Below are 17,046 nucleotides of genomic sequence, written 5' to 3'. Positions count from 1 at the left end.
ATCTGATTTAGAACCGTTATTTTTTGACGTCTTTCGACAATAAAATTCTATGAGACCCCAAGACATTTACAGCTTTTTGCTTTATAATTGGTCTTGTTTAAACAAAGAATATTTGGAGGCAATTATGGCAAAATTAGCAGTAACTGACTTGGCCGTGAGCGGCAAGAAGGTTTTGATGCGTGTGGACTTTAATGTCCCTATCAAAGATGGTGTAATTGGTAACGATAACCGAATCGTAGCCGCATTACCAACAATCAAGCACGTTATCGCCGAAAACGGCCGTGCAATCTTGTTCTCACACTTGGGTCGAATCAAGTCAGAAGAAGACAAGCCAGGTTTGTCACTTGAACCAGTAGCAAAGCGCTTGGGCGAATTGCTTGGACAAGAAGTTATTTTTGTTCCTGAAACACGTGGTGCTCAATTGGAACAAGCGATTGCTGATTTGAAGGACGGTCAAGTATTGATGGTCCAAAACACTCGTTATGAAGATGTTCATGACGGTGAGCAAGTTAAGCTTGAATCAAAGAACGACCCTGAATTGGGTAAGTATTGGGCTTCACTTGGTGATGATATGTTCATCAACGATGCCTTTGGAACTGCTCACCGTGCCCATGCTTCAAACGTTGGAATCGCTTCAAACGTTGACCAAGCTGCAGCCGGCTTCTTGATGGAAAAGGAAATCAAGTTCTTGGGTGACGCTGTTGATACACCAAAGCGTCCATTCGTTGCCATCATTGGTGGTGCCAAGGTTTCTGACAAGATTGAAGTTGTTCAATCATTGTTGAAGAAGGCCGACAAGGTTATCATCGGTGGTGGAATGGCTTATACTTTCGATGCTGCCAAGGGCAACAAGATTGGAAAGTCATTGTTTGAAGCCGACAAGGTTGACTTGGCTAAGGAATTGATGGAAGAAGCAGGGGACAAGTTGGTTTTGCCAATCGATGCCGTTGCTGCTGACAACTTTGCCAACGATGCTAAGACAGTGACTGTTGATTCAGACGCTGGTATCCCTGACGGTTACATGGGCTTGGACATTGGTCCTAAGTCAATTGACTTGTTCAAGAAGGTTTTGTCAAATGCCAAGACGGTCGTATGGAACGGCCCAATGGGTGTCTTTGAAATGGAAAACTTTGCCAAGGGAACTTTGGCAATCGGAAACGCCTTGGTTGATGTAACCAAGAATGGTGGTACAACCATCGTTGGTGGTGGTGACTCAACTGCTGCCGTTCAAGCTTTGGGTGTTGCTGACCAATTGTCACACATCTCAACTGGTGGTGGCGCATCTTTGGAATACTTGGAAGGTAAGACTTTGCCAGGTATCCAGTCATTGACTGACAAGTAAAAAATGATTTGAAACCAAGCCATTTTGTGCTTGGTTTTTTTATACATAAAATCCGAATTCTTCCTAATAAGTCTGTTAAAATAGAAGCTAATCGTGGGAGAGAAAACGAACAAAAAGTTTGAATTTGTTTGTTATTTATACTCTTTATAAATAGAAGAAATTAGCGTATAATGACAACAACTTATTTTCGAGAGGTGCACCGTGTCAAAAGAGCAATTAGTCAATGAACAAGCCTATTTAGACCAAACCCTGGGAAAGATTACCGATTCCCTGGAAAGTACCAAAGAGGAGATTAAAAAATCCAAAGGGTCACTGGCAGACGTCGCCAGCGCCTGGGACGATGTCCGGGTCAAAACCAGTACCTATTCTGGCATTGTTGAAACGGCCATGTCCGTCCGTCAACAGCAACAAGCCATTGCAGAGCGTGAAGCAGCCCAGTCACGGGCTGAAGTCCGCTATCAGACCTTATCGAAGCAAATCGTTAAGCCATATTTTGCTCGCATCGACTTTACTGATCCCAGTGAGGAGAATCAAGAGCCTGAGTCAATCTATATTGGTTTAGCTTCTTATTCCGATGATAATGGTCGTTTCTACATTTATGATTGGCGGACCCCGGTTGCCTCCATCTACTATGATGGTGGCTTGGGTGATGTCGAATACTTGACGCCAGTCGGCCCACAAAAAGCTGATGTTTCTTTGAAGCGTCAGTTTGAAATTGAAAATGGGGTCATTGTGACTCTCTTTGATACCGAAGAGGCCATCGGGGATGCCATGCTCTTAAACGCCTTGTCCGGTGAGTCTTCCACTAAGATGAAGTCGATTGTCACGACGATTCAAAAGGAACAAAACAAAATCATCCGAAATACGGATGCTGATTTGCTCTTCGTACAGGGGGCAGCCGGTTCTGGAAAGACGGCCGCCATTATGCAACGAGTGGCTTACTTGCTTTACCGTTATCGCGGTAAGTTGAATTCTGGCCAGGTGGTGATGTTCTCGCCTAACCAGTTGTTCAACGACTATGTTGACCAAGTTTTGCCCGAATTAGGGGAACAGAACCTGGTTCAGTTGACCTTCTTCCAATACGCTTCCCGGCGCCTGCCTCGGTTCTCAGTTCAGACCTTGGCAGAACGGTTTGAAAAATCAGTGGAACACGAAAAGATTGAGCGGATGCTTGGATCTTTGCAAATGTTTGAAGCAACAAAAGCCTACGCGGAATCTCTCAATGAAAAGGGACTGGCTGCTCGTAGCTTGAACTTCCGTGGCGAACCACTGATTTCCAAGGAAAAAATCTTAGAAATCTACTATCAATATAATAGCAATTACAAGTTGTCACAGCGCTTGGAAGCTACTCAGGATTCCTTGTTGCGGTCACTGCGAGCCCAAGTCAGTCACCAGATGAAGCAGGACTGGGTCGAATTAGCCATTGAAAACCTCTCTAAGGAAGAATATGACGAATTGGTTGGCGCTGGTGCTACCCGTTTGGGGGATGACCAGGAAGGCGACGCCGCAGCAATGACTCGTCGTCACCAACTTGGTGCCGGTCCGCAGGAGCGCGAGTTTAAATCAGATAAGCAGGAAAGAAATTTCCTCGCCAAGAAGATTACGACACAGGCTTTGCGCCCTTTGGCCAAGAAGATTCGTCGCTCTGGCTTTATCAACATCAACACGCAGTTTGTTGACTTCTTAAAGGCCTTGCCAAAGTTCTTGTCCTTAGCTGATTTTGGCGTAACAGAAGACGAATGGCAGTCATATCTGAACGAAGTCGTAGCAAACTTAAAGAAGCACGAATTAACGTTGGCAAACACAACGATTTACCTGTATTTGTATGACTTAATTACTGGTAAGCATGGTCAACGCGATATTCGCTACCTCTTTATCGATGAAATTCAGGACTATACGCCATTCCAGCTGGCCTTCTTGAAGTTCTCCTTCCCAAATGCTAAATTTACCGTTTTGGGTGACTTAAACCAGGCCATTTTCACACAAGACTGGGCAAACAGCCTTGAAGAAGACTTTGCCTCACTCTTCGATCCCGCTAAGGTGGAATTGATTGATTTAACTCAGACCTACCGGTCAACGGAACAAATCACGAATTTTTCCAAGGAATTGTTGGCCAATGGAAAGGCCATTGAAGCCTTTAACCGTGAGGGTGAATTGCCCGTCTTGAAGATGGCCAAAACGACTGATCAGGCTGTTGACTTGGTCAAGGAACAACTGGCCGAAAACGCGGCTGATGGTGAAAAAACGGCGATTATCACTCAAACACTGGATGCTGCAAGAGAATTGGCTCAGCAGCTGTCTGACACGAAGGTAACGTTGATTCACTCGGAAAATCAGCGCTTGGCGCCAGGTGCCGTGATTATTCCATCGTACCTGGCCAAGGGCTTGGAGTTTGATGCGGTGATCATTTGGCAGGCGGATGCTGCTCACTACGAAAAGGAAGACCAGCAGCGCTTGCTTTATACGGTCGCCTCTCGCGCAATGCACCGTCTAACGATGATTGGTCAGGGTCAGGTGTCACCATTGATTGCTGCAGTACCAAAGGTCCTTTACGCCACAGTGGAGGAGTAAGCATGACAAATTTAGTTGAAAAAATTTATGAGGCCCATCATGGGTCTTTTTTAACGGTTGGAATGACCGGATCAGTTGCTGTTGGTAAATCGACTTTGGCAGCGGAATTGGCTCAGGGTCTGCAAAAAAAGGGGCTGGTGGCCACCGTCATTTCCACAGATGATTTTTTGAAAACCAACCAAGTCTTAAAAGATGAGGGGATTTTTGATCAAAAGGGTTTCCCGCAAAGTTATTATTTGCAGGATTTAGTCCAGTTGATTGAAAATTTTAAGGCTGGCATGAAAAGTCAGGTCATTAACCGCTATTCACAAACTTGGGCCGATATTGTGCCGGGTGAAAAGCAAGAAATTAGTCGACCGGACATCTTAATTATTGAGGGTGTCGTTGCCCTCCAGTTACCGGCAGAAAACCTTGATCAAACGGTTTTTGTCGAAGCGGATATCAACGATATTAAGGACTGGTACTTGGAACGTAACTTCTTGGCAACGGTGAAGGCAAGCAGCCAGCCGCAGTCTTGGCGTTACCAGTACAAGGACATGGCGATTAAGGACTTTTACGACCTTGCCTTATCGGTTTGGGAGCAGACAAATCAGGTCAATTATGATCGCTATATCCAAAAAACACGGGCGGATGCCGACCTGATTTTACAGCTTGATCGCTACCATCATCCTGTTTCTTTAACGATGGGTTCTCGATCACAGAACTAGAAGACCGAATGTTCGGAAATTTGACAGGGGCCATTTCCATTGGTAAGATTGTTGCTTGGGTTTAGAATATTAGAAAAATAACAAATTATGGGTTAAAGTATCCATAGGCAACAAATTTTATTTGCACAACAAATGGAGGAAAAACATGGCAGAAAATACTGACATGAATGGAAAGCCGATTAATCGAGCGGCCATGATGGCCCTGTTGATGATTGGATCTTTTATCATTATTATCATGCAGACGTCATTGGGAACAGCTTTGCCAACCCTGATGACTGCCTTTAATGTCGATACGGCGACGGTTCAATGGCTGACAACTATCTTTTTGATGGTCAACGGTATTATGGTGCCCGTTTCCGCCTTTTTGACGACGAGAATTCCAACGAAGTATCTGTATCTATCTGCTTTGGTGGTCTATACGATTGGTACGGCAGTGGCTTACGTGACGCCTACGAATGCCTTTTGGTTGTTAATGGTCGCTCGTGCATTGCAGGCGATTGCCGCTGGAATCGTGATGCCATTGATGCAGGTTGTGGCGCTAACACTTTTTGATGCCAAGTCCCGTGGTAAGGCATTGGGAATGGTTGGTTTGGTGATTGGAATGGCTCCAGCTATCGGCCCAACATTGACTGGTTGGATTTTGGATTCAAAGCATGATGTCTTGGGGATGACTGTTGGTGGTGACTGGCGGTCAATCTTCGGTATGGTCTTGCCACTGGCTGTGATTGTCTTAGTTTTGTCAGTCATTTACTTCCGTAATGTTTTGGAAACGCGTAAGGTTAGTTTGGATATCCGTTCATTGATTGAATCGACTGTTGGTTTCGGTTTGGTTTTGTTTGGATCAGCCATGGTTTCAAACTATTCATGGACAAACTTTACTTGGGTTTTGGCACCAATGATTGTTGGGGTCTTAGTGATTGCTGAGTTCGTGCGTCACCAACTTCACATGGAAAAGCCATTTTTGGACGTTTCTGTCTTTAAAAATAAGCAATTTGCTTTGACGTCAGCCTTGGTTGCCTTGACCTTTATCGCCATGATTGGTGTTGAAATGGTCTTGCCAATCTATATGCAACAGGTTCGTGGCTTGTCAGCCTTAAATTCAGGTCTGACACTCTTGCCTGGTGCTTTGATGATTGGGGTCATGTCACCAATTGCTGGCTATTTCTATGATCTTTACGGAGCAAAACGCTTGGCAGCCTTTGGTTTTGCCATGATTTTGCTGGGAACGATTCCGTTCCAATTCTTGACTGAAACAACACCAACGATTTATATCACGGCCTTGTACATGGTTCGAATGATGGGTGTCGGGATTACGATGATGCCATTAACGTCATCTGCTATGGGGGCTTTGCACCTCAATCAAACGGCGCAGGGAACTGCGGTTAACAACACGGCTCGTCAGATTGCGGCCTCATTGGGAACAGCAATTCTTGCTTCCGTGATGCAGTCACAAATTAATAATAACTTGCCAAGCGATTCTTTGAAGACGGCCGATCCGATTGCCTATGGCTCAAAGGCCTTACAGGCCAGCTTGGACGGTTTCCATGCGTCCTTCCTCTTGGCCGCTTGCTTTGCTTTGCTAGCCTTTGCGCTGTCATTTTTGATGCATAAGGGTAAGGTTGAGCCAAAATCAGCAGCAGGAAAGGAGAACTAAGATGATTATCTTTATTCTATTTATTTTTGTTATCTTAGCTTTTGTCTCACTGATGATGATTCAGGATATGAGAAAGCGGATTGTTGCTGTTGCTGTTTCTTTTCTAATCGTGATTACTTCAGTTGTTTTAATCATTGTCAATATGCATGATCATTTTGGGATGAAGGTGCAAACAACGACGACCAAGCAGCAAATTTATTCTGTTCAGGGTCAAAATATCTATGGCGTTTTGTCCTACCAACAAGTGGGCACTTCTGGTAATGAAAAGGTCTTTATTTACCGAGACACTTCGACAAGTACAACGCCAACGGTGGCCAAGCCTGATTTGAAGACTAAGACGGCTATCCAAAATGTTCAAGGAAATCAAGCCTTTAAGGTGACAACTTCTAAGAACTATGTTTACCGCAACGGCTTCTATAAGTTTATGTTTGCCATCTCGGGTAATAACCATGACTTGAAGTCACGTCAGGTAACTTACCAAGTACCACCAACATGGTTGGCACTCTCATCACAAGATGGAGAACGATTGAAGAGCATTGTTTCGGGAATGGCTAACCAAGCGGACTTTATTCAATGGTTCCAACAGGTTAAGTCACAATCCCAAACCGATCCGGATGGGGCAGCGCAAACTGCTGTTTCTTATTATCAAAATCTCTTAGATAATAATCATTAAAAATTAGTTAAAAGGAAACTGTACTTTTTAATTAAACTAGTATGATTCCACCTAAATTAAGTGAAAAATATTGCTTAGTCTTGATTTCTATGTTACAGTAACAGTGTAATTTAGGTTTTGATTTTGATTTGTTTTTTTCGGAAGGCGTCATACCAACAATTCTTAATTACAACTACAATTTTGGGATGACCCAAGGAGAAACAATCATGGAAAAAGGCACTGTAAAGTGGTTTAACAGCGAAAAGGGCTACGGCTTCATCACACGCGAATCAGGCGAAGATGTGTTTGCACACTTCTCAGCAATCCAAGGCGACGGATTCAAGACTTTGGAAGACGGCCAAGCCGTAACTTTCGATGTTGAAAACTCAGACCGCGGTTTGCAAGCTGTTAACATCAACAAGGACTAATTACTTAGTCTTTGTCTAAAAACTCGGGAGATTTTTCCCGGGTTTTTTCTTTGGAATAAATTCAATTCAAAGAACAAATGTTGTATAATAGCATGGAATCTTATTGTAATAATCAAAGGAGCATGGAAATGGCAAAATTAGTTTTGATCCGTCACGGTCAAAGTGAATGGAACGCATTAAACCTCTTTAACGGTTGGATTGACACCAAGTTGTCTGACAAGGGAATTGACCAAGCTAAGCAAGCTGGAGCACTCTTGAAGGAAGAAGGGTTGGTTTTTGACCAAGCTTATACTTCTGTTTTGACACGTGCTATCACGACTTTGCACTACGCATTGGAAGAAGCTGGCCAATTGTACGTCCCAGAAGAAAAGTCATGGCGTTTGAACGAACGTCACTATGGCGCTTTGCAAGGACAAAACAAGGCAGAAGCCGCTGAAAAGTGGGGCGACGATCAAGTGCACATCTGGCGTCGTTCATACGATGTTTTGCCTCCATTGCTTGAAAACTATGAAGAAACAGTTGAAGTTCAGGGTAAGACTTATCCTGCCTTTGACGCCCGTTATGCTGATGTTCCTTTCGGAGAATTGCCATTAGGTGAAAACTTGAAGGTTACTTTGGAACGAGTATTGCCATTCTACGAAGCCAAGATCAAGAAGGACTTGGAAGAAGGCAAGAACGTTGTGATTGCAGCTCACGGTAACTCATTGCGTGCCTTGGCTAAGCACTTGGAAAAGATTTCAGATGATGACATCTTGAACCTTGAAATTGCTAACGGCCAACCAATCGTTTATGACTTGGCAGATGATTTGTCAATCAAGTCAAAGAAGACATTGGGCGCATAAAGTCAACAAAAAGCCTGTCTGGGAAGAGTATTCCCCGGTGGGCTTTTTATTAGGATTTTTTAGATAAAGGTAAAAAATATGGAAGAAAAACAGCAAAGGCAGCCGATTTACGACTTACATGAACGGCCTCCGTTTTTTCAATTAATTGGGTTGTCACTACAACACTTGTTTTCAATGTTTGGGGCGACGATTTTAGTGCCGCTTTTGGTTGGTTTAAATCCTGGTGTCGCCCTTTTTTCATCAGGTGTTGGAACATTAATTCACTTGCTAACAACTAAAGGTAAGGTTCCCGCTTATATGGGATCTTCTTTTGCTTTTATCATCCCAATGGCTTCAATGATGAAAACCATTGGCTATCCGGCCGTTGGTCAGGGCGTTGTTTCAGTTGGAATTGTTTACTTGATTATTTCATTGATTGTTTGGCGAGTTGGTTCTGCTTGGATTGACAAGATTTTCCCACCAGAAGTTGTTGGACCAGTGATTTTGGTGATTGGTCTTTCATTGGCTGCGACAGCGGCCCAATCAGCGACGGAACTTAATGGCCACTATGATATCAAGGTCTTTCTAGTTGCTGGCGCAACGTTGTTAGTCACGATTTTTGCCAATATGTATCTCGGTGGCTTTTTGGGTCTAATTCCAGTGTTAATTGGCATTATCTTTGGTTACTTGTTGGCTTTAGCACTTGGCTTAGTGGACCTGAGTCCTGTTGCAAGCGCCCACTGGTTTGCGTTACCAAAGTTTGACTTTCTCTTTTCCGACCATAATGGCCTTTCTTGGCACTTTTATCCAATGGCCGTCTTGACCATGGCCCCCTTAGTTTTGGTGACCTTATCGGAGCATTTAGGCCACTTATTGGTTCTTGCTAAAATTACTGGTCAAGATTTCTTTGACAATCCTGGTTTACATAAGACATTGGCCGGTGATGGAGCAGCTTCTGTCTTTGCTGGTTTGGTTGGCGGTCCAGCCGTTACCTCTTACGGTGAAAATATTGGAGTGATGCAGCTTTCACGTGTTTACTCTGTCTGGGTGATTGGTGGTGCTGCCGTCTTAGCTGCTGGATTTGCCTTCATTGGTAAGCTGTCGGCTTTGATTGGAACGGTCCCTGGTGCCGTCACTGGAGGTGTTGGTTTTATGCTGTATGGGGTAATTGCTGCAGCTGGCTTGCAAGTTATTGTCGACAATAAAGTTGATTATGGACAAAAGCGGAACTTAATGATTGCCGGTCCAGTGATGGTTGTTGGAATTGGAAACTTCCATTTAGCGCTTGGTTCACAAGTGGACTTCTCTGGTGTCGCATTAGCGACTGTTCTCGGAATCATTCTGAATTTGATTTTACCTAAGGTGGCAAAATCAGACCGCTAAAGTCCTAATTTAACGGAGTCTTATCAACACTTTTCTTATTTTGTTGTTTAATTAGGTTACGATTAAAACAAAATAAAAAATGTTGTGAAATTCCAACAAAGTTGCTTGTATTTGAGAACTTTGACGAGTATTATTGGGGATATATTTTGAGGAGTGCGCCCAACGCCTTGCATCAAAATAAGTTCTTTAGAAAGGAGAAAATCGATGGATGAACCAACATCAACCTTTACCTTGTTGGGTCTAACCTTTAACTGGACGACGATTATTTCAACGCTTTTGGCAATGTCAATCGTGGTTTTGGTAGCGGTTTTGATGACTCGAAAAGTGGGTATTCGTCCAAGCCGAGGGCAGAACGCAATTGAGTATGTCTTAGATTTTGTTCGCGGAATCTTAGGCGACCAGTTGCCGGCCAATTTGGCCCGACAATTCGGTCTCTATTCCTTCACCCTTTTCTTGTTTTTGATTGTTGCAAACGAGATGGGCTTGCTGTTGCAAGTTAAGATGGGTAATGGCGTTACTTATGTTAAGTCGCCAACAGCTGACCCATTATTTGCCTTTACATTGGCGATTATGTCGTTGATGCTTGCCCATGGAACAGGTGTGAAGACACTTGGTTTGGGTGGTTATCTGAAGAACATGTTCTTCGAACCCTACGTTGCGATGTTTCCTTTGAATGTGGTTGAGCAGTTTACGAACTTCTTGACCCTTGCTTTGCGGCTCTTTGGAAATATCTTCGCTGGCGAATTGATGTTAAATTTGCTCGCAAGCATGGCTTGGGGAACTCACCTAAATGGGTTCTGGATTATCCTAGCCTTCCCATTGGAAATTGCATGGCAGGGATTCTCACTACTAATTGGTGGAATTCAAGCCTATGTCTTTGTCATGTTGACCGCCGTCTTTACGGCTCAGTTATCTGGCAATGAATAGGATTGACTTGGTCTAGCACAGCGTTAGGCCACACGCGGGAGCGTTATCATCCAAACCGAAAGAAAAAAACGCGGAGCGTTTTAGCATTAAAGGAGAATTACAATGGATTTACACAACTTAGGCGTAATCGCAGCCGGGATTGCCTTTGCGGGATCTGCCATCGGTGGTGGTATCGGGGTCGGTGTGATGTACTCACAGTTCTTAGCTGGAATGTCTCGCCAACCTGAATTGGCTAACAAGCTTTTGTCACGTGCCTTCTTGGGATTGGCCTTGGCTGAAGCCACACCAATTATCGTTTTGGGTATGGCCTTCACACTTATCAACAAGTAATAGTCCCAGAGGGAGGAAAAAATGATGGTTCCAACACTATCAATGACAAAGGCCATGCCTTTAGGTGATATGGTCTTCATTATCGTCGCTTTCCTTACTCTGATGGTCATCTTGAAGCACGTTGCTTTCGGTCCTTTAACGAAGGCATTGGATGCACGTGCAGATAAAATTAACAACGATTTGGATAGTGCAAAAAAGGCAAACGAAGATGCAGCCAAGTTGGCTGCACAACGCGAACAGGAATTGGCTGACGGCAAAGACCAAGCCAGTCAAGTGATTAGCGCTGCTAAGAAATCAGCTAAGGACCAGTCAGAAGCTCTCTTGAAGACTGCTAATGACCAGGCCTTAAGCTTGCGTAAAGCAGCTGAAAATGATGCTGATCAGTTGAAGACTGAGGCGTTGGCTTCTGCCAAGAAGGATGTGGCAGACTTGTCTGTAACGATTGCATCTAAATTGATTCAAAAGAATTTATCTGCTGATGATCAGCGGTCTTTGATTGATGCCTATTTGGCAGACTTAGACCAGCAGTAAGGGGGGCGTATGGCCAAGCAAAAAGAAAAAATTGTTAACCAATACGCCCAAGCAATCTTGGCTTATGCAGACGAACACAATGTTTTAGAAAACATTAGTGCAGACTTGCTAGCCATTCGTTCAGTGGTTGTCGCTGAACCAAAATTAACTTCTTTGTTAACAGCACAGACAATTTCTGATGCTGACCAAGGTGGGTTAGTTGATGCGCTGACGCAAGGCGCAGATAATGCAGTGGTGAACTTGGTTAAAATTCTTTTGGCCCACCACCATTTCGCATATTTGCCTGCAGTAGTTGATCGTTTCTTTGACCTTTACCAGCAAAGTCAGGGCATTCAAGCCGTGACCATCACCACAGCGGTGGAAGCTGATGAAGACCAAAAAAAGAGGTTGTCAAATGCTTTTAAGAAGCAAAGTGGCGCAAAGAAAATCCAAGCAACCTATAAAGTCAATCAAGACATTATTGGGGGCGTGGTAATGCAATCGAAGTCGTTGTTAATTGACGGCTCATTGCAGTCAAAGATTGCCAAAATGAGGGCAGAGTTACTAGGTTAGTGAGGAAAAGACATGGCGATTCAAGCTGAAGAAATTTCTGCTTTAATTAAGCAGCAGCTCGAAAAGTTTGACACAAAACTGACTGTAGAAGAAATTGGTACTGTTACCTATATCGGAGATGGAATTGCACGAGCTACTGGTTTGGCAAATGCCCTTTCTGGTGAATTGGTCGAATTTACAAACGGCGAATTCGGAATGGTCCAAAACTTGGAAGAGAGCGAAGTCGGAATTATCGTTTTGGGTAGTTCAGATGGTATCCGCCAAGGTGATACAGTTAAGCGAACTGGACACATCATGGAAGTGCCAGTTGGTGAAGAACTTATCGGGCGCGTCGTCAACGCATTGGGACAACCAATTGACGGATTAGGCGACTTGAAAACAACGAAGACACGACCAATCGAAGTAAAGGCTCCTGGTGTCATGGAACGTAAGTCCGTTTCAGAACCTTTGCAAACTGGAATTAAGGCCATTGATGCCTTGGTTCCAATCGGACGTGGACAACGTGAATTGATCATTGGTGATCGTAAGACTGGAAAGACTTCAATCGCCATTGATACAATTTTGAACCAAAAAGACCAAGACATGATTGTTGTTTATGTCGCTATTGGTCAAAAGGATTCAACTGTTCGTGAACAAGTTGAAACTTTGAAGAAGATGGGCGCAATGGATTACACGATTGTTGTTAATGCTGGCCCATCTGAAGCTGCCGCTTTGTTGTACTTGGCTCCTTATGCCGGTGCAGCCATGGGTGAAGAATTCATGTACAACGGCAAGCACGTCTTGATTGTCTTTGATGATTTGTCAAAGCAAGCAACGGCCTACCGTGAGATATCTTTGATCTTGCGTCGTCCGCCTGGACGTGAAGCTTACCCTGGTGATGTCTTCTACTTGCACTCACGTTTGCTTGAACGTGCAGCCAAGTTGTCAGACGAACTCGGTGGTGGATCAATGACTGCTTTGCCAATCATTGAAACACAGGGTGGTGACGTTTCTGCATATATCCCAACCAACGTGATTTCAATCACCGATGGTCAGATTTTCTTGGATGCCGACTCATTCTACGCCGGTGTTCGTCCTGCCATCGATGCCGGAACATCTGTTTCTCGTGTTGGAGGGGACGCCCAGATTAAGGCAATGAAAAAGGTTTCTGGAACTTTGCGTTTGGACTTGGCTTCCTTCCGCGAATTGGAATCCTTTGCTCAATTCGGTTCTGACTTGGATGCGGCAACGCAAGTTAAGTTGGGTCGTGGAAAGCGCACTGTTGAAATCTTGAAGCAACCTTTGCACGCGCCAATGTCTGTTCAGCATCAAGTCTTTGTCTTGTATGCCTTGACACACAGCTTCTTGGATGACGTGGCAATCGAAGATTTGCAACGCTTCCAAGATGAATTTGTTTCATACTTGGATGCTAGCCAAAAGGACTTGTTGGACGAAATCGTTACAACAAAGGCCTTGCCTGACGAATCTAAGATGGATGCTGCAGTGAAGAGCTTTAAGGATGGCTTTGCTGGCTCAGTTGACCAATAAAAGGAGGCAACATGGCTTCTTTACAAGATATTAAACGGCGAATTGGCTCAACAAAAAAGACTCGGCAGATTACAGCTGCAATGCAGTTGGTTTCAACTGCAAAGCTAAGTAAGATTCAAAATTCGGCCACTGGTTATCATGAATATGCTAACCGTTTGAAGGCGGTTGTGGGCCACTTAATTGAGGCGCACGTGTTGGATAATGTCGATTCTGCTCATTTACCAATGGTTGCTAAGCGGCCGGTAAAGAAGACAGGAATCTTGCTTGTGACCTCAGACCGAGGTTTAGTTGGGTCTTATAACGCCAACATCATCAAGGAAACCAATGCCTTGATGGAAAAGCACAACTTAACCAAAGAAAATACTGTAATCTTAGCAATTGGTGGTAACGGGGCTGATTTTTATAAGCAACGTGGCTTTTCAATTGCCTTGGAACACCGCGGTATTTCCGATGTCCCAACCTTCAATGAAATTCGCCAACTGTTAAAGACGGTGATTTCATTGTATGAAGCGGAAGCCTTTGATTCTTTGCACTTGGTTTACAATCACTTTGTGAACCGCTTGGAATCAGAACAACGAAACACGCAATTATTGCCATTGACAAAGGACATTTTGGAAGACATGGATGATAGTCACGAACACGTGGCAGCGGACTTTGAAGTTCAATCAGCCTATGATTCTGAACCTAATTCAACTGCAGTTTTGAACGTGGTTTTGCCTCAATACATCCAATCATTGGTTTTCGAAGCCGTATTGGATGCTAAGACGGCGGAACATGCCGCATCATCAACGGCGATGTCATCGGCAACCGACTCAGCCGACGATTTGATTGGAACGTTAGGTTTGCAATATAACCGTGCGCGACAAGCTCAAATCACGACTGAAATCACCGAAATTACTGGTGGTTTGGTTGCTTTGGAATAAGCTAATCGCAGCATCTTTGCTGATTTTTAAGCAGCAAAGCTTTGAATTTGAAAGGAAACAACGATGACTACTGGAAAAGTCGTACAAGTGATCGGTCCAGTTGTTGATGTTGCCTTTGAAGAAGGGCAAGTTGTTCCTGAAATCAACAACGCCTTGTTGGTTGATTTGGGATCTGACAAAACATTGACGGTTGAAGTTTCTTTGGCTTTGGGAAACGGTGTTGTCCGTACCATCGCCATGGACTCAACTGATGGATTGCAACGCGGCATGGCCGTGACCGATACCGGTAAGCCCATTGAAGTTCCCGTAGGGGAAGCTACTTTGGGTCGAGTTTTCAACGTCTTGGGTGAACCAGTGGATAATGCAGGTGCCGTCGACTCTTCAGTCGAACGCCACCCAATTCACCGTGATGCCCCTGAATTTGATGAACTTGCAACTTCAACGGAAATTTTGGAAACAGGAATCAAGGTTATTGACCTCCTGGCACCATATATCCGTGGTGGAAAGATTGGGCTCTTCGGTGGAGCCGGGGTTGGGAAGACCGTTCTAATCCAAGAATTGATCCACAACATTGCCCAAGGGCATAATGGTATTTCTGTCTTTACTGGTGTCGGGGAACGTACCCGTGAAGGTAACGACATGTACCACGAAATGAAGGAATCTGGCGTTTTGAAGCAAACTGCCATGGTTTATGGTCAAATGAACGAACCTCCTGGTGCGCGTATGCGTGTTGCCTTGACTGGTTTGACAATGGCCGAATCATTCCGTGATAACGAAGGTAAGGACGTTTTGCTCTTTATCGATAACATTTACCGTTTCACGCAAGCTGGATCTGAAGTCTCTGCCCTTTTGGGTCGTATTCCTTCAGCCGTTGGTTACCAACCAACGTTGGCTTCTGAAATGGGCCGTTTGCAAGAACGAATCACTTCTACTAAGAAGGGTGCCGTTACTTCAATTCAAGCCGTTTATGTGCCAGCCGATGATTATACCGACCCCGCACCTGCAACGACTTTCGCCCACTTGGATGCCACAACCAACTTGGAACGTTCATTGACACAACAGGGTATCTATCCTGCCGTTGATCCTTTGGCATCAACTTCTTCAGCTTTGGACCCACAAGTTGTTGGTCAAGAGCACTATGAAGTTGCCACTGAAGTGCAACGGACTTTGCAACGTTACCGTGAATTGCAAGATATCATTGCAATTTTGGGTATGGATGAATTGTCAGACGAAGAGAAGGTTACTGTTAACCGTGCTCGTCGTATCCAATTCTTCTTGTCACAACCATTCTCAGTTGCGGAAACCTTTACTGGTGTGAAGGGTGAATATGTTCCTGTTTCAGAAACTGTTCGCTCATTCAAGGAAATCTTGAACGGTCAGTATGATAACTTGCCTGAAGATGCCTTCCGTAACGTCGGTGCTATCGAACAAGTGGTTGATAAGGCCAAGTCGATGGCCCAATAAGGGGGTAATCCATGGCTGATGAAGAAACAAGCTCACGGGGAATCACAGTTAAGATTGTGACCCCTGAAGGCCAAGTCTACGACCAAGACCAAGTTGAAATTGCTGTGATTAATACACAGGGTGGACAACTTGGAATTATGGCCGGCCATGAACCAATTTTGGCCGCCATGGCCATTGACGAAATGTTGGTTAAAAAAGACCAGCAAGAGAAGTCACTCGCCGTTAACGGTGGCGTGGCTGAGTTTTCTAATAATCTGTTGACGGTCATCGCCGACAGTGCGGAAACTGCTGATAATATCGATGTGAATCGTGCTGAAAGTGCCAAGGAACGTGCGCAAGTTCGTTTGGACCATGCACAAGAAATCAAGAACCAACACGAAATGGATATGGCTCGTGTCGCTTTGATGCGTGCCGTTAACCGAATTCACGTTGCTTCAATTCGCTCAGGTCGTTAAAATCAAAAAGGGAGTTAGCTGTTGGCTAACTCCTTTTTTTGTCGTTTAAAGTAAAAAGCAGTGGGTCTGAGCCCAAGCTGATTTATCAGTAAAAGTTTTGCTTTAATGGCTTCTTATCATAATTTTAAAAACACTGTTACATAAAAAGGGTTATCATGAGACATAGTAGGCGCAGATTATCGATTTTTTCGCGCCTCAAAAAAGAAAGGAGAGTCATATGAACGTCAAAAAGCAATTATTAATTGCTGCTGGTTTGGCCGGCTCCGTTGCAGCCGGTCAACATGCAGTTAGTGCCGACCAGGTACAAAAACATACAGTTGCCCATGGCGAAACGCTATCAGCATTAGCGTCTCGTTTTAATACGACGGTGGCACAGTTGGCATCGGATAATAAAATTCAAAATGTTGATCAAATTTATCAAGGACAAGAATTGATTATCGGTGTTGCCAATACAAACGCCACATCACAAAATGCCACAACACAAACGACCGAAAATACTTACCGAGTCCAAGCGGGTGATAACCTGTGGACATTGGCGCAGAAGTTTGCTTTGAGTGTTGATCAGTTGGCCCAAGAAAATAATATCAAGGATGCCAATCAAATTTTTATTGGACAGACTTTGTCTGTCAATAAGAATGGCAGTCAGACGAGTTCGCAAAGTGCCCAAACGTCTACATCGCAGTCAGTTAGTTCTCAGGCAGCGGTTTCACAAGCCCCTGCATCACAGTCAGTTAGTTCTCAGGCAGCGGTTTCACAAGCCCCTGCATCACAGTCAGTTA

At 44.3% G+C, this 17,046-nt stretch carries 17 protein-coding genes; all 17 read left to right on the top strand.

Going from position 1 to position 17,046, the window contains the following annotated elements:
- Nucleotides 1–124: 124 nt before the first annotated feature.
- On the top strand, nt 125–1,342 hold the full coding sequence (gene pgk, locus FEFB_RS05195; RefSeq protein ID WP_047975180.1) for a phosphoglycerate kinase: 1,218 nt from the start codon (nt 125–127) through the stop codon (nt 1,340–1,342).
- Between the two features lie 201 nt (nt 1,343–1,543).
- Entirely contained in the window at nt 1,544–3,913 is a 2,370-nt protein-coding gene (gene helD, locus FEFB_RS05190; protein ID WP_047975179.1) for an RNA polymerase recycling motor HelD, read from the top strand.
- Nucleotides 3,914–3,915: 2 nt separating this feature from the next.
- The gene (locus tag FEFB_RS05185) at nt 3,916–4,620 is read left to right on the top strand and encodes a type I pantothenate kinase (RefSeq protein WP_047975178.1); all 705 of its coding nucleotides are present in this window, start codon (nt 3,916–3,918) and stop codon (nt 4,618–4,620) included.
- Nucleotides 4,621–4,765: 145 nt separating this feature from the next.
- The gene (locus tag FEFB_RS05180; protein WP_047975177.1) at nt 4,766–6,274 is read left to right on the top strand and encodes an MDR family MFS transporter; all 1,509 of its coding nucleotides are present in this window, start codon (nt 4,766–4,768) and stop codon (nt 6,272–6,274) included.
- 1 nt (nt 6,275) lies between these two features.
- On the top strand, nt 6,276–6,947 hold the full coding sequence (locus FEFB_RS05175; protein WP_047975176.1) for a DUF4811 domain-containing protein: 672 nt from the start codon (nt 6,276–6,278) through the stop codon (nt 6,945–6,947).
- 206 nt (nt 6,948–7,153) lie between these two features.
- The gene (locus FEFB_RS05170) at nt 7,154–7,354 is read left to right on the top strand and encodes a cold-shock protein (protein WP_047975175.1); all 201 of its coding nucleotides are present in this window, start codon (nt 7,154–7,156) and stop codon (nt 7,352–7,354) included.
- Nucleotides 7,355–7,482: 128 nt separating this feature from the next.
- Nucleotides 7,483–8,196 (top strand): 2,3-diphosphoglycerate-dependent phosphoglycerate mutase, encoded by a 714-nt coding sequence (gene gpmA / locus FEFB_RS05165; RefSeq protein WP_047975174.1) that lies wholly within the window; start codon nt 7,483–7,485, stop codon nt 8,194–8,196.
- Between the two features lie 78 nt (nt 8,197–8,274).
- A complete protein-coding gene (locus tag FEFB_RS05160) occupies nt 8,275–9,558 on the top strand; it encodes a solute carrier family 23 protein (protein WP_047975173.1) in 1,284 nt (427 codons plus the stop codon).
- A 204-nt stretch (nt 9,559–9,762) separates the two neighbouring features.
- Complete coding sequence (gene atpB, locus FEFB_RS05155) at nt 9,763–10,485, top strand: F0F1 ATP synthase subunit A (RefSeq protein ID WP_047975172.1); 723 nt, start codon at nt 9,763–9,765, stop codon at nt 10,483–10,485.
- 102 nt (nt 10,486–10,587) lie between these two features.
- Nucleotides 10,588–10,815 carry an ATP synthase F0 subunit C gene (atpE, locus tag FEFB_RS05150; protein ID WP_047975171.1) on the top strand — a complete coding sequence of 76 codons (228 nt, stop codon included), beginning with the start codon at nt 10,588–10,590 and terminating at the stop codon, nt 10,813–10,815.
- A 24-nt stretch (nt 10,816–10,839) separates the two neighbouring features.
- Entirely contained in the window at nt 10,840–11,346 is a 507-nt protein-coding gene (atpF, locus tag FEFB_RS05145) for a F0F1 ATP synthase subunit B (RefSeq protein WP_152666241.1), read from the top strand.
- A gap of 9 nt (nt 11,347–11,355) precedes the next feature.
- Entirely contained in the window at nt 11,356–11,898 is a 543-nt protein-coding gene (atpH, locus tag FEFB_RS05140; protein ID WP_047975169.1) for an ATP synthase F1 subunit delta, read from the top strand.
- 12 nt (nt 11,899–11,910) lie between these two features.
- Complete coding sequence (gene atpA / locus FEFB_RS05135; protein ID WP_047975168.1) at nt 11,911–13,425, top strand: F0F1 ATP synthase subunit alpha; 1,515 nt, start codon at nt 11,911–11,913, stop codon at nt 13,423–13,425.
- A gap of 11 nt (nt 13,426–13,436) precedes the next feature.
- Complete coding sequence (locus tag FEFB_RS05130; protein WP_047975167.1) at nt 13,437–14,348, top strand: F0F1 ATP synthase subunit gamma; 912 nt, start codon at nt 13,437–13,439, stop codon at nt 14,346–14,348.
- Between the two features lie 63 nt (nt 14,349–14,411).
- Nucleotides 14,412–15,812 (top strand): F0F1 ATP synthase subunit beta, encoded by a 1,401-nt coding sequence (atpD, locus tag FEFB_RS05125; protein WP_047975166.1) that lies wholly within the window; start codon nt 14,412–14,414, stop codon nt 15,810–15,812.
- Nucleotides 15,813–15,823: 11 nt separating this feature from the next.
- Entirely contained in the window at nt 15,824–16,267 is a 444-nt protein-coding gene (locus FEFB_RS05120) for a F0F1 ATP synthase subunit epsilon (protein ID WP_047975165.1), read from the top strand.
- Nucleotides 16,268–16,484: 217 nt separating this feature from the next.
- Nucleotides 16,485–17,046: LysM domain-containing protein (locus tag FEFB_RS05115; RefSeq protein ID WP_047975164.1), on the top strand; the 562-nt coding region annotated here is incomplete at its 3' end.

It is taken from the genome of Fructobacillus sp. EFB-N1, from assembly GCF_001038455.1.
GTDB classification, from domain to species: domain Bacteria; phylum Bacillota; class Bacilli; order Lactobacillales; family Lactobacillaceae; genus Fructobacillus; species Fructobacillus cardui.
The sequence above is the reverse complement of the archived record's forward strand: the minus strand, read 5'-3'. Positions and strand labels throughout refer to the sequence as shown.